Annotated in this window: 9 protein-coding genes; 4 read left to right on the top strand and 5 right to left on the bottom strand. The window is 57.8% G+C overall.

Translation table 11 applies throughout. The features are described 5' to 3' along the window. Positions 1–327: 327 nt before the first annotated feature. Positions 328–2,703, top strand: coding sequence for a mechanosensitive ion channel domain-containing protein (locus AC2FI9_RS09285; RefSeq protein WP_496767136.1), 2,376 nt, complete (start codon positions 328–330; stop codon positions 2,701–2,703). Positions 2,704–2,791: 88 nt separating this feature from the next. Here the strand turns inward: AC2FI9_RS09285 and AC2FI9_RS09280 are convergent, their stop codons facing one another. From AC2FI9_RS09280 to AC2FI9_RS09260, 5 genes are read right to left on the bottom strand one after another with little or no spacing between them, the layout of a single operon-like run. Next, positions 2,792–4,147 (bottom strand): CoA transferase, encoded by a 1,356-nt coding sequence (locus tag AC2FI9_RS09280; RefSeq protein ID WP_496767135.1) that lies wholly within the window; start codon positions 4,145–4,147, stop codon positions 2,792–2,794. Further along, the gene (locus tag AC2FI9_RS09275; RefSeq protein ID WP_496767134.1) at positions 4,144–5,298 is read right to left on the bottom strand and encodes an ABC transporter permease; all 1,155 of its coding nucleotides are present in this window, start codon (positions 5,296–5,298) and stop codon (positions 4,144–4,146) included. The genes AC2FI9_RS09280 and AC2FI9_RS09275 overlap by 4 nt, the downstream gene beginning before the upstream one ends. Further along, on the bottom strand, positions 5,295–6,323 hold the full coding sequence (locus tag AC2FI9_RS09270) for an ABC transporter permease (protein ID WP_170561146.1): 1,029 nt from the start codon (positions 6,321–6,323) through the stop codon (positions 5,295–5,297). Before AC2FI9_RS09270 ends, AC2FI9_RS09275 begins: the two co-directional genes overlap by 4 nt. 14 nt (positions 6,324–6,337) lie before the next feature. Further along, positions 6,338–8,248 carry an ABC transporter substrate-binding protein gene (locus tag AC2FI9_RS09265; protein ID WP_496735359.1) on the bottom strand — a complete coding sequence of 637 codons (1,911 nt, stop codon included), beginning with the start codon at positions 8,246–8,248 and terminating at the stop codon, positions 6,338–6,340. Next, positions 8,241–10,013 carry an ABC transporter ATP-binding protein gene (locus AC2FI9_RS09260; RefSeq protein ID WP_496726786.1) on the bottom strand — a complete coding sequence of 591 codons (1,773 nt, stop codon included), beginning with the start codon at positions 10,011–10,013 and terminating at the stop codon, positions 8,241–8,243. Before AC2FI9_RS09260 ends, AC2FI9_RS09265 begins: the two co-directional genes overlap by 8 nt. A 233-nt stretch (positions 10,014–10,246) precedes the next feature. Between AC2FI9_RS09260 and AC2FI9_RS09255 the strand changes: the two genes are divergently transcribed. From AC2FI9_RS09255 to AC2FI9_RS09245, 3 genes are all read left to right on the top strand, one after another. After that, the gene (locus AC2FI9_RS09255) at positions 10,247–10,744 is read left to right on the top strand and encodes a class I SAM-dependent methyltransferase (RefSeq protein WP_496767133.1); all 498 of its coding nucleotides are present in this window, start codon (positions 10,247–10,249) and stop codon (positions 10,742–10,744) included. 17 nt (positions 10,745–10,761) lie between these two features. After that, entirely contained in the window at positions 10,762–11,391 is a 630-nt protein-coding gene (locus AC2FI9_RS09250; protein WP_496767132.1) for a glutathione S-transferase family protein, read from the top strand. A 112-nt stretch (positions 11,392–11,503) separates the two neighbouring features. After that, positions 11,504–13,906 (top strand): GcvT family protein, encoded by a 2,403-nt coding sequence (locus AC2FI9_RS09245; protein ID WP_496767131.1) that lies wholly within the window; start codon positions 11,504–11,506, stop codon positions 13,904–13,906. The last annotated feature ends 2 nt before the right edge of the window (positions 13,907–13,908 follow it).

Genomic DNA, 13,908 nt, shown 5'->3' with positions numbered 1-13,908 from the left:
CTCCGCGCGCTTGCACCCGTATCGTATATATTTTTTTTAGCCGCGTGCAAAATCACTGATCCTACCAGTCGTTACCGGCTTGTTTCGATTTTAGCCGTGGGTTTCGCATCTGCGCCCTGTTCTATATCAAATTTCCTGCCCATCCGTCATGATGGCAGCGTCAGGTTGGTCATATTCAGTTTTTTCCGGGTTGCAAACACTTCTGTTCACAGCATGGTGCGGGGAACACGGCCTGACACGATGTTGAGGCTGCGGAGGTTGAATATTTGAACCCGTCACCGGGCTTCGATAACCTGTGTTACGAATGGCGAACTGGAAAAATATCCGATGACACGAACATTGCCGGCTGGATTAACGTTTGTAATCTGGTCCCTTACTCTGGCGCTGGTCACCGGTGCAGTTGCGCAGACCTCTCTGATACCGGGGTATCCCTCAGCCGGGGGCAGCAGCTCGGAAACAGCCAGCGAAAGCGATCTGGCTACGGCGATACGTTCCGCGACCGAAGCCGGTGCCAGTGTGATCGTCATCGACAGCGCCGGGCAAATCGTGTCCTCCGGCGCGCAAAATAGTTCCACCCCCGAGGCTGCACCCGGGGATCCGATGGGCGACGGTTCGCAGCTTATGAAAGCGCAGGAGCGGTTTTCGAGGTTTCGCGACTCGATGAATTCACGGCTTCAGGCGCTGCCTTATTCGATCTTCGAGGTGCAATACATCCTGCGTCAGACCAGCCCGGATGGTCGAATACAGACCTATGTCGAGGTCCTGTTCTGGAACGTTCTCTTCCTTTTGATCGGACGATGGTTGTCGATTGAAATCTACGGCAAGCGTATCGCAAAGCGAATCGTCGTCGCGCGATCCAAGGAAGATCCGCAAGGCTATCGCGAGAAGATGCCGTTTTTGGTGTTCCGGTTCCTGATGGGGATAGGCGCCACGATTTTTGCCATGGTGATGGCGCTTATCGTCGGTTTCGTGTTTTTCGGCGAGGCTGAGGACATCTCGATCCAGTTCACGGTCACAGCAATTTTTACCGCCTTCTTCCTGTCGCGTACGGTGTCTGATCTGTGGCGCATGGTTCTATCCCCGTATCTGAGCCAATATCGCTTGCCGCCTTTCTCGGATCGTGACGCCAAACGCCTGTATATCTGGGCTTCGGCGCTGGCGACCTACGACATTACCGTGGTGCTTTTTGCCACTTGGGTCGCTGATTTTGGGCTGAACTATAACGTCTACGCCTTGGTCTATGGCGGCCTGACCATGTTTGGTGCGATCGGCAATGTCCTGATGATCCTGTTCAACGCCCGCGCCATCTCGAACGCTATCCGCGGCGGGCGATCACCGGATCAGGTGTCGTGGATTCTGCGCCTAATCTCGTTCGCATGGGCGCCGGTGCTGATCCTTTACATGGTGTTCAGCTGGTTCAAACTGGCCGTCGACCTGGTGCTGGAAAATCAAAACTCGATCCCGATCGTGGCCAGCAGCTATGCTATCTTCATGTCGGTCGTGGTTGCCTATGGGGCCATGAACTATCTTCTGGAACGGTACTTCAATCGCAACAGCCAGCTGGACGCAATGAATGCCGATGCTGATGAGGCGGATGCCGAGGTTGAAGCGATCGAAACGCCGCAGGCCGAGATGCGCAAGCACTCGATCCTGACCTACGAAGATCTGGCGCGGCGGGTTGCCGGTATTCTGGCTTTTGTTGTCGGTCTGTATGCGTTGGTTGTCATCTGGAATCCGGATGCCAGCTGGAGCGAGGACCTGCCGATCGAGCGGGCGCTGGACGTGATGGTGATCCTCTTCATGGGTTACATCCTGTTCCATTTCTTCCGCATCGGGATCGACTCGAAGATCGCGCAGGAGATTGACGACGGCGGTGGTGAGGCTGAGCTGGGCGATGAAGGCGGAGAAGGTGGGCAAAGCCGCCTTGCAACATTGTTGCCCTTGTTCCGCGGGGCCATTCTGGCCGTAGTTGTTGTGACCATAGCGCTGATTGCCCTGATGGAATTGGGTATCAATGTCAGTCCGCTATTCGCGGGTGCTGGTGTCGTGGGCCTGGCCGTGGGCTTTGGGTCGCAGACATTGGTCCGCGATATCTTTTCGGGGGCGTTCTTCCTGATGGATGACGCGTTCCGCAAGGGTGAATACATCGACATCGGCGACGTGAAGGGAACGGTGGAAAAGATCTCGGTTCGGTCGTTCCAACTGCGTCACCATCTGGGCGCGCTGAACACCATCCCCTTTGGTGAGATCAAGGTTCTGACCAACTATTCACGCGACTGGGTGATCATGAAACTGCCGTTACGGGTGACGTATGACACCGATGTCGAGAAGGTGCGCAAGCTGATCAAGAAGTTGGGTCAAGAGTTGTTGAGCGACCCGGTGATCGGCGACAACTTTATCCAACCGCTGAAGTCGCAGGGCGTGATCGAAATGCAAGACTCTGCGATGATCATTCGGGTCAAGTTCATGACCAAACCGGGCGATCAATGGCTTGTGCGCAAGAAAGTCTATCAGGACATCCGGGAATTGTTCGCCCGCGAAGGCATCAAGTTCGCGCACCGTGAAGTCACGGTACGGTTGGCCGAGGGCAAGGAGTCGGAAGATCTGACGCCGAAGCAGCGAGAGGCTGTCACTGGTGCTGTGCAGGCTGCGATTGACGAGGACTATTTGGACGATATCGGCCCGGGTGGTGATGATCGCTGAGGGGGTCTCCCGCCCCTTTGGGTAACGTCTCTGGCGAGACGTGACCCAAAGCGTTGGGCCGGGCCGCGCGTACCGCGCGGCGGTTGGCTCAGGTGATGGCCGTGGCCCAGACCGGAGCCGACGTGCCTAGTTTAGGTGCAGGCTTGTCCCAGAACATCTTGGCCTCGCCAACGGTCAGAGCAGGTTTCAGGCGGTGACCGGCGCCCCAGCCAGATTCTTCGAGAGCTTGGCTGTAGTCTGACGGACTGGCACCGGTGATGACCTCTTTCGTGTCGGACTTGCCGAGAATGGCCAACAACTCGGCCGTGCGCGCGAGAGAGAGCTGGCCCAGCATGATCGCATTCCCCGAGGCGGCCTCAGCCAAGGCGGATAGCACAGCGGCGGCCATCAGATAGCCGGTTGCATGATCCAGCGCCTGAACCGGCAACGGAGTTGGTTTGTCCGCATTCGCCCAGTCACGGCCTGCATCCGCGATGCCTGCGCTCATCTGGACAAGGCTGTCGAACCCGCGCCGCGCAGCCCAAGGACCTTGCCAGCCATAAGCGTCGAGAGTGACTTCGACCCGGTTAGGGGCCAGTTCATCGCGCTTGGCCCTAGTCAGGCCGAGCGCATCCAAAGCACCGGGGCGATACCCGTGGACGAACACATCGGCCTGAGACAGCAACTCGTACAGCTTTTCCAAACCTGAGGGCGATTTCAGATCGAGGTAAGTGCAGGATTTACCCAAAGAGATATCGGGTATGACACCGGGCTCGTCCCAACAGGGTGGGTCGACACGCAGAACGTCAGCGCCAAAACCGGCGAGGGTTCGCGTTGAGACGGGCCCAGCCAGCACGCGTGTCAGGTCGAGGACGCGCAGTCCTGCCAAAGGGCGCTCAGCCGTGGCCTCGGATCGGTGTCGCAGTTTGATCTGTCGCGGGCTGTGCCAACCGATTAGTGGATCGCGTGACACGGCCCTACCTTGCGGATGCTCTAACCACACTGCTCGGCTGCGCATGGCTGCGGAAACGCCACCCTGGGCCACGATTGCCGATTCCAGCTCGCTGGCGGACCATTGCCGCACCGCCTGAGAGACCGCGTCTCGATCTGCTTTGACCTCAAGGACCTTAAGTGCCGCCACCCGGTGGCGGGGCAGATTGGTGTGCAACCTGATCCAACCATCCGCAGTCTGGTAATCGCCCGCGACCGCATCCCAGAGGTTGGGCATCTCCCAACCATTGGGCTTGAAGGAATATTGGTACCAAAGCGAGGCCAGCCGGTGATCCACAGACACATCCGGGGCACTGGGCGACAGGTTCAGCGCCGTCATCAGACGAGCCAGTTCCTGACCCACCGCGCCGAAGGTTGCCGTCGCCAATTCAGATACCGCGTAGACGCTGGACCAAGCCCCGGCGCCCGTTTTGCGGTATCCGTCAGTTGCAGGAAGGGCTGAAATCAAGCTCATTGCTGGTATGGATCCAGACTGTCACGCAGCCCGTCACCCAGGAAATTGAAGGCCAGCACGATCACGATAATCGGTAGCATCGGGATTGCCGTCCAGGGGTATATCTCGATCGAGGCCAGGTTCTGCGCATCGTTCAACATCACACCCCAACTGACGGCCGGGGCCCGCAGGCCAAGACCCAGGAAGCTGAGCGCGGTTTCCCCGAGGATCATGGCCGGTATTGACAATGTGGCCGAGGCAATCAGGTGAGACATAAAGTTCGGCAGCAAGTGCTTACGGATGACACGGCCCGAGCTTGCACCCATCATCTCGGCGGCGCGGACGTATTCTTCTTCCCTGAGGGACAGGAATTTTGCGCGTACCGAACGGGCGAGGCCGGGCCAATCGAGAATCCCGAGGATGATCGAGATGATGAAGAAAACAGCAACCGGGCTCCAGTTTGAGGGCACCGCTGCCGATAGAGCAAGCCACAGCGGCAGTTCAGGTAGCGAGCGCAAAACCTCGATCACGCGGTTGATGACCCAATCGATCTTGCCGCCGAAATACCCCGCGATTGATCCAAAAAAGATGCCAAGGGTGAACGATACCGAAATGCCGATCAAGCCGACAGTCAGCGACAGCTGCGCACCGTATAGAATGCGGCTGAACACATCGCGGCCCAGACGATCGGATCCCCAAAGGAACAGTGTCGCGCCCTCTGGCGCGCAGAACAGGTGGGTGTCCGATTTTACAAGCCCAGCAAGCCTGTACTCGGTCCCCTCGCAGAAAAAGCGGATCGGGCGAGGGTCTTCTGTGTCGGGCACGAATTTCCACTGAAAGGTCTCAAGATCAGCTTCGGCCACGATCGGATAGACATGCGGGCCGATGAAGGAGCCATCGTGGAACCAATTGATGCTTTGTGGTGGGGCGTAAAGGTGTTCGCCGTTTCGTTCATTCGGACCGTAGGGGGCGATGAATCCAGCGAAGGGCAGCATCAGGTAGCAGAACAGCAGGAAGACGCCTGAAATCAAACCCAGCTTATGGGTTTTGAATTTCCGCCAGACCAGAACCCAGTTGGGTGCGTCCAGATCGGCGCGCTCTAACTGTTGCAGGGCGGCATCCGCGTCGAAAGGTGCATCGTCGACAAAGCGACCGTCGGTGTGTTTGGTCACGCTTCACGCCCCTCGTATCGAATACGCGGGTCCAGCATGACCAGCAAGATATCAGAGATCATGGTGCCGATCAGTGTCAGCAAGGCCACGAACATCAAAATGAAGGCAGACAGAAATTGGTCCTGGGTTTTGAGTGCGGTCAGCAAGGTCGGGCCGATGGTTTGCAGGCCAAGCACGACCGACACCAGAACCGATCCGGATACCATCGACGGCAGCAGGTTCCCGATATCTGCAACAAAAGGGTTGAACGCCACGCGCAGCGGATACTTTGTCAGCATTCGCGATGGCGCCATACCCTTGGCAATGGCCGTTTCCACATAAGGTTTGCCCAGTTCATCCAGCATGTTCGCACGCAGGCGCTGCATCATGGCTGATGCGCCAGATGTGCCAATGACAAAGGTCGGCACGATCAGGTGGACAAGAATGGACTTCAACTTTTCCCAGCTCATGGGCTGGCCTTCGAACGATGGGTCCATCAGGCCGCCGATAGGCAGGTTGAAGTAACGGTGGCCGTAGTAGAAGAGGATCAACGCCAGCAGGAAATTGGGCGTCGCCAGACCAAGATAGCCAACAAAGGCCGACGTATAGTCGATCCAGGTCCGCGATTTTGCTGCAGCGAGGACACCCAGCGGCAGGGCAACGGCGTAAACAAACAGGATAGCGGCCAGATTGACCACAACCGTCAGCCACAAAGTATCACCAACGATTTCGGCCACGGGGCGGTCGAATTCAAAGGACCAGCCGTAGTTGCCTTGCAGCAGGCCTTCGAACCCGTGCGGACCGGGCCAGAAGCCCATCCAGATCAAGTATTGCTCCCATACGGGACGATCCAGAGCGTACTCCGCGCGCAGGAACTCGGCCTTGGCCACCCCGGCGGACTGGCCAGATGCCTGCAATTCCGCGATCTGATTGCTCAGATAATCGCCGGGTGGAAGGTTGATGATCACGAAGATCAGAACCGACACCACCAGCAAAGTCAGCAGCATCGTAAAAAAGCGATACACCGCATAGCGCAGCATTACCATTTAGCTGCTCCTGATTAGTCGGCGAAAAAGAATTCGTCGGGGCGGTGAATGCCAAAATGTGCGCCGGGCTCCCATGCCCACATGCCTTGCTCGGGCACGTTGCGCAGACGGTTGGACACTACGATAGGCTGCGGTGCGCCGTTCAGAATTCCGATGGCGAAAAGCTGGTCAGCGTGGATTTTCAACATCTCGGTCCAGACTGCCTTGCGCTCTTCGTCGGTGGTGGCAACCTCCCAATCATGTGCCAGTTGCATCAAACGCTCGGCCTCGGGCATGTCAGGCGCTTCACCAACGTCGCCGCCGGTCTGGTAAAATTGTCCCCATTTGGGCCAGGCCAGAAACACCTGATCCGTGGGGGCCAAATAAGCAGGGGATGTGTGCGCCTGCGGTATACCGTCATCCCAGCCGAACCAAACTGAGGCCATGGTGTTGCCTGAAAATACGCGGTTGCGCAGAATGTCCCGGTCCAGTGGGCGCATGATCAGGTCCACACCGATTTCACGCCATGTATCGGTGACGATCTGAAGCGCGTTCTCAACTTCTTGCCTTTCACCGGCGGTTTCGATGATCAGTTCCATCGGGCGGCCATCCGGCAGCAGGCGAATGCCGTTTTTATTGCGCTCGGCCAAGCCAGCCTCGTCCAGTAGGGCATTGGCCATCTCAACGTCATACTGCGCCCAGGCTTTTGCGTTTTCCTCGTCATAGAACGGAGATGCGGGCAAAACGGACATCGCACCGGGATGGGCCAGCTTGAAATAGAGCGCTTGATTGATGGTTTTGCGGTCGATGGCCAGGGACAGCGCCCGCCGAACACGAACATCGCGCAGAACGTCGCGCCAGATCTCATCCGAGTAATTCAGGTTCGGATAGATCGCGATTTGTGATGCGACACCGGTTTTCCACAACAAGGTTTTGTAGTCTCCGCCGGCTTCGCCCTTTTTCAGGATTGATGCATCGCGAAAGGCCAGACCGCGCCCCTGCAGATCAGTCTCGCCAGCGTTGGTCTTGGCCGCGACCAAGCCAGCCGCGACGATTTCCATTTCGACGACGTCGATATAGGGCAACTGAACGCCGTTGGAATCGATGCGGTGATAATATGGGTTGCGAACGAAATTGTGGCGGATCTTCTTGCCCGAACTTGCATTCAGCCAAGGCTGCAGCGTCGGGAGTTCGTGGTTGTCGAACTTGTAGAGGTTGTCCAGCTTGTTGTGCAGCGCCGCCCAGCTTTTGACCCGTGCGTCTTCGACCTGAAAGGCGAGGTCTTCAGCATCTGCGAACTTCTCGTGATACTGTTTGAGGAATTCAGACGGTCGGTAAATGAATGGCGGGCGCGCTTGGGCCAGCGATTGCAGGAAATCAGGATTTGGGTCTTCCCACTCAAAGACAATAGTTGTCTCGTCCGGGAAGGTCACGGTTGGCGTTTTGCCTTCAACAATCAGGAAATCCGGTGGGCCAGACGGGCTGAGCATTTCATTGTTGGCAACGTCTTCCCACCAATACCGGAAGTCTTCGGATGTGAACGGCGATCCATCGGACCACTTGTGCCCGTCACGCAGATGCAGTGTGAACTTTCGATTACCTTCGTTTTCATAGGACTCCAGCAGATCAGGGACGATTTCGTAGTTTTCGTCAAACCCAACCAGTCGCGCATACCCGTAGACAACCATCTGGCGGATGTCTTTTGAGCGGGTCACCATGGTGCGCAGGGTACCACCGGGGGCACCAAACTCGCGACCTTTCGCGGCCAGATCCACGATCAGAGGTTCGGTTGGCAGGCGCTCTGCGACCGGCGGCAAGTTCCCGGCGCTGACCTCGGCTTTCCAGAATTCGCTTTCCTGAAGGGTCGGTGTTCCTGCCGTGGCGGGCAGGACCAAAGTGGCGGCCAACGTGGCAGCCAGAATAAGCGGGCGAGTGGTTTTAAACATGGCATCGTACCTTATGGCCGGGCTCCATCTCTACCAGTGAGGGTATCACGGAGTCCGTAAATCGGAAGGTGTCATCCCAACTGTCTGGTGAACCTGCGCCCAACGCAACCAGTTTCAGGTCGATGGGCCGGTTGATGTCGGGTTCTGGTTGGGCGGCAATCAGCGCCTTGGTGTAAGGGTGTCGGGGGTTATAAAACAGCGTCTCGGGCGGGGCCTGTTCGACGACAAGACCCCGGCGCATCACGGCAACTTCGTCGGCAATGCGCGCGACAACCGCAAGGTCGTGCGAGATGAACAGGTAGGACAGGTTCAACCGGTCCTGCAGGTTTTCCAGCAAGGTCAGGATCTGTTCCTGAACCGATACATCCAGTGCCGATGTCGGCTCGTCACAGACAATCAGCTGAGGGTCCAGCATCATCGCCCGCGCAATCGACAGGCGTTGCCGTTGTCCGCCGGAAAAGGCGTGTGGGTAGCGTTTGAGCATATCACCATTCAGTCCCACACGCTGCAGCATCTCGACCGCTTTGTCCCGCTGTTCGGCGGTCGAACCAATGGAGTGGATTTCCAAAGGCTCGGTCAGCGCGTCTTGAATGCGCATCCGCGGACTGAGCGAGCTGTACGGGTCCTGAAACACCATCTGCGCCTTGCGTTGAAAGGCCGTGCGCTGAGAGCGGTTCATGTGGTGCACGGTGATCGGGTCTTCGCCTGGCGAGGTGCGAAACAGAACCTCGCCACCCGGATCGGGCAGTTCCGCGCCAAGGGCGATCCGCGCCGCCGTTGTTTTGCCCGAGCCACTTTCGCCGACGATTGCCAGTGTTTTGCCGCGGGCCAGATTCAGGTCCACACCTCGGCAGGCATAGATCAGCTTGTCCCCCTGCCAGCCCCTGCTGGACCGCATAGTGTAGGTCTTGGACACCCCCTTCATCTGTAGAATGAGGTCCTCATCCGGCATCGGCAGCCCGACCGAATCTTCGTCTGGAATCGCAGGGGCCGCGTTGAACAATTGTTGTGTGTAGGGGTGCGCTGGGGCGCTGAGGATTGGCGCGGCGGCACCAGCTTCCATCACCCGGCCTTTGTGCATGACGACAACCTGTTCCGCCATATTGGCAACAACCCCAAGGTCGTGTGTCACAAGGATCAGGGCCATGCCCGTCTCGCGCTGCAACTCCTTAATCAGCCCCAGGACCTGCGCTTGTGTCGTTACGTCCAGCGCGGTCGTCGGCTCATCTGCGATCAGCAGTTCCGGCTTGGAAACCATTGCCATCGCAATCATGGCGCGCTGGCGCATGCCGCCCGACAACTCGAACGGGTAAGAATCATACGCACGCTGCGGATCAGGAAAGCCCACGCGTTCGAATTGGGTCAGGACCTCTTTGCGGGCTTGCGCCTCGGACGCGCTCCGATGCAGCCACAAGACCTCGCTGACCTGATTGCCGATCTTGTGCAACGGGGATAGTGATCGCATCGGTTCTTGAAAAATCATCGAAACCCGATTGCCGCGAATGTCGCGCATCTGGCGTTCGCTGATCTTGGTCAGATCCTCGAAGCCTTTTGAATCGTTCAGGGTTATCGTGCCACTGCGGATTTGCGCGGCACGTGGCAGAATACGCAAGGCCGCCCGGCACGAGATGGTTTTTCCCGATCCGGATTCACCGACCAGAGCCAATGTCTGCCCAGCCTCGACATCAAAGTTGACACCTTTGACAACTGAGTCGCCCGCACCAAAACCGATGCTGAGGTCTCTGACGGACAACAACGCAGTCATGCGGGTTTTCCACCCGTTCGTCCGTGGTTCGACATCGGCGTATTCAACTCCCTGTGTTTTTTGACTTAGTCTCGCGCGGTTGTGCCTGTGTAGTCAAACCCGTTCTTGGGCCGAATTGTCGCGAAAATGTGAAACTTAGGCCAATTTACCTACACAAATCCTTGAGGATTTGTCATCACATGCGGTGTCGGCCCCAAATCATGAGCTGACTGATATCAAGGAGAGATTTCCCCGTGCCCGACAACCAAAGCCGCCTGGATCTGTTCATCGACCGTATGGTGTCCCAACGGGCCTGTCTGGATTTCGCCATCTCTGAAACCAAAGGAATGCCTGGGCCAGTGTTCGAACTGGGGTTGGGCAACGGGCGCACCTATCATCACATGGTGCAGTATATTTCAGGTCGACCTGTTTATGTGTTCGAGCGCGCCGTGGCGTCGCATCCGGATTCCACGCCGCCCGCAGATCGGGTGATTTTGGGGGATGTGCGAGAAACACTACCGGCCTCGGTGGATCGGTTCGGAGCCACGGCCAGTCTGATCCACGCGGACTTGGGCGGCCACAACCGCAAAAAGAACGACGACTTCGCCAGATTTGTCTCACCATTGATCGAGCCGCTATTAGCCGAGGGTGGTTTGATGGTGTCCAGCGACCGGATGTATTTCGATACCTTGACCGAAGTTTCCCTTCCCGAAGGGGCCGTCAAAGGTCGCTGTTTTATCTACCGCCGCTGACCTGGAAGGGAACCTCAATGCTTTTCTATGATTGTTCCACGGCCCCCAACCCGCGGCGCGCGCGCATGTTCATTGCCGAAAAGGGTTTGGATATCGAAACCCGAGAAATCTCGATCGGCAAAGGTGAGCAACTCAGCGACGAATTTCGCGCGGTGAACCCGAATGCAACTGTCCCCGTGTTGGTGACGGATGAGGGCAGCACGCTAACCGAGAATCTTGGGATCGCCGCTTACCTTGAGGCGCGGTTTCCCGAGCCATCGCTATTGGGGCGCACACCCGATGAAAAGGGACAGGTTCTGATGTGGAACAGCATTGTCGAACAACAGGGCGGCATGCCTGTTGCCGAGGCCTTGCGCAACACGCATCCGGCCTTTGCGGACAGGGCGATTCCGGGTCCGGTGAATCACCGGCAAATTCCGGAATTGGCTCAGCGAGGGTCCGCGCGGGTTGATCATTTCTTTTCGCTGCTCGAACAGCGGCTGGGCGAAAGTGCGTTTATCGCAGGTGCCGACTTCACCCTCGCGGACATTTCCACCTTTGTCTTTGTGGACTTTGCCCGCGTGATCAAGAAACGGATTCCACAAGAAAATACAGCCACTTTGGCATGGTTCGACAAGGTCGCATCCCGTCCCAGCGCTCAGCTCTAGAAACTGCTGGCCCGAGGCCGGTTCTTCGCTTGCGCGGAACTGTACAGAAATGTCTAGACAGAAGTGAACAGTGCCACTAGCGTCCTTCCTTAGTCATACAGGGGAGCGCAGTATGAAATCTCAGTATCGCGTTGTGGTCATCGGGGGCGGCGTTGTGGGCGCCTCGGTTCTGTATCATCTGGCCAAGTTTGGCTGGACAGATGTGGTCATGCTGGAACGGCGGCGGCTGGCGTCCGGCTCGTCCTGGCATGCGGCTGGCGGCATTCACGCTCTGAATGCGGACCCAAACATGGCGTCGCTTCAGGCCTATACAATCGATCTGCTCAGCGAGATCGAAAAGGAGTCTGGTCAGAATATCGGGTTGCACATGACCGGTGGTCTGACATTGGCGGGTACGCCAGAACGGTGGGAATGGCTGCAGGCGAACTATCGCATTTTCCAATCCATCGGCATTGACGACTGCGAGTTGCTTTCTCCGGAAGAGGCGCAAAGACGTTGCCCCATCATGTCCACCGACGGCGTATTGGGCGCGATGTGGGCTGATCGCGAGGGCTATATCGATACAACCGGCACGGTGCAGGCTTATGCGACGGCTGCCAAAAAACGCGGTGCTGAGTATTATGAGGAAACCAAGGTCGAGGAGCTGATCCAGACCGATGATGGCTGGCAGGTCATCACCGACAAGGGCACAATCACTTGTGAACACGTGGTTAACGCCGCTGGCCTTTGGGCCAAGCAAGTAGGGCGTATGGCCGGGGTGGAGCTGCCGGTGTCTCCTCTGAAACACCACTATCTGATCACCGATACAGTCCCCGAGGTCGCTGAAGCCGAATTCGAAATGCCGATGACGGTGGACCTCGAGGGGTTCACCTATATGCGGCAGGACCAGAAAGGCGTTCTGGTCGGGATTTATGAGGTGGATCACGAACACTGGGCCATGGACGGCGCGCCTTGGAATTATGGTGAGGAGCTGTTTCAGGAACAGCTTGATCGGATCGAGAACGAGCTGACGCTTGGCTTTGAACGCTATCCGTCGATCCAGAACGTAGGCATCAAGACATGGGTAAACGGTGCTTTCACCTTTGCGCCTGACGGAAACCCGCTGGTCGGTCCGGTGCCGGGCAAGCGCGGCTACTGGTCAGCCTGTGCGGTGATGGCAGGTTTCCTGCAGGGCGGCGGCGTCGGCAAGACACTGGCTGAATGGATGATCCATGGCGAGCCCGAGGCGGATGCTTGGCCGATGGACGTGGCGCGCTTTGGCGATTTTGCGCAGAACAAGCGGTATATCCGTGAAACCACGGGCCAGTTTTATTCCCGCCGCTTTGTAATGACCTACCCGAACGAGCAACTGCCCGCGGGGCGGCCGCTAAAAATGGCCCCAGCGCATGACGCGATGGCGGATGCAGGTTGTAAATGGGGCATCAGCTGGGATCTTGAAGTGCCGCTGTATTTTGCTCCGAAAGGGTTCGAGGAAACACCGACGCTCAAGCGGTCGAATGCGCACGACATCGTAGCTGACGAATGCAAGGTAATCCGCGAAGGCGTCGGCTTGATGGATATCTCGGGATTCTCCCGGTTTGAGGTCAGTGGCCCGAATGCTGAGGTTTGGCTGGACAAAATCATGGCCTCAAAACTGCCCGCACCAGGTCGGGCGAAGCTGGCGCCGATGCTGGGTGAGAACGGGCGGCTCAAAGGGGACCTCACGGTGCTCAACTGGGGCGACGGAACCTGGTGGATCATGGGCAGCTACTACTTGCGGGCGTGGCACATGCGCTGGTTTGACGATCACATGATCGACGGCGTTAATGTCCAGGATCTGGGCGAGGAATATTGCGGGTTCGCGGTGGTTGGTCCCAAGTCGCAAGCCGTGGTCGAAAAGTTGGCTGAACAGGACATCTCGGGTCTGAAATTCATGGGCTGTGGAGATTTTGACATCGGGTTGGTCCGCGCGCGCGTCGCCCGTATGTCGGTGACCGGCGAGAAAGGGTATGAGATCAACTGCCGCTACGGTGACCACATCAAGCTGCGCCGCATGTTGCTGGAGGCCGGTGCCGAAGAGGGCATTCGCGAGTGCGGTTTCAACGCGATGCTTTCAACGCGGCTTGAAAAGAGTTTTGGCATCTGGTCTGCAGAATTCACGCAGCTCTACACTCCGGGCATGACCGGAATGGATCGCTGGATCGACTGGGGCAAGGATTTTGTCGGAAAGGATGCGGCAGTCGCAGAACGTGACGGCAATGGTCCGGCGCAGGTTCAGGTAACACTGGAAGTGGACGCCGCAGACGCGGACGCCAGCGGATACGAACCCGTTTGGGCAGGCGATGAGCGCGTGGGCTTCGTCACTTCGGGCGGGTATGGACACTACACTGGAAAGTCGCTGGCAATGGCGTTGGTCACCCGCGAAAAGGCCGAGCCGGGAACAGAATTGTCGGTGCACGTAGTTGGCGTTGAGCGCTCGGCGCGGGTCATCGCACCTTCGCCCTATGATCCTCAAGGCAAAGCGATGAGGGGCTGACG

Source organism: Ruegeria sp. CDSA246 (assembly GCF_059611225.1).
The sequence above is the reverse complement of the archived record's forward strand: the minus strand, read 5'-3'. Positions and strand labels throughout refer to the sequence as shown.

Excerpts from the sequence above, each read along its gene's own strand:
- AC2FI9_RS09285 (WP_496767136.1), top strand. The coding sequence starts at position 328 with ATGACACGAACATTGCCGGCTGGATTAACGTTTGTAATCTGGTCCCTT.
- AC2FI9_RS09260 (WP_496726786.1), bottom strand. The coding sequence starts at position 10,013 with ATGACTGCGTTGTTGTCCGTCAGAGACCTCAGCATCGGTTTTGGTGCG.
- AC2FI9_RS09270 (WP_170561146.1), bottom strand. The coding sequence starts at position 6,323 with ATGGTAATGCTGCGCTATGCGGTGTATCGCTTTTTTACGATGCTGCTG.
- AC2FI9_RS09245 (WP_496767131.1), top strand. The coding sequence starts at position 11,504 with ATGAAATCTCAGTATCGCGTTGTGGTCATCGGGGGCGGCGTTGTGGGC.
- AC2FI9_RS09265 (WP_496735359.1), bottom strand. The coding sequence starts at position 8,248 with ATGTTTAAAACCACTCGCCCGCTTATTCTGGCTGCCACGTTGGCCGCC.
- AC2FI9_RS09280 (WP_496767135.1), bottom strand. The coding sequence starts at position 4,147 with ATGAGCTTGATTTCAGCCCTTCCTGCAACTGACGGATACCGCAAAACG.
- AC2FI9_RS09250 (WP_496767132.1), top strand. The coding sequence starts at position 10,762 with ATGCTTTTCTATGATTGTTCCACGGCCCCCAACCCGCGGCGCGCGCGC.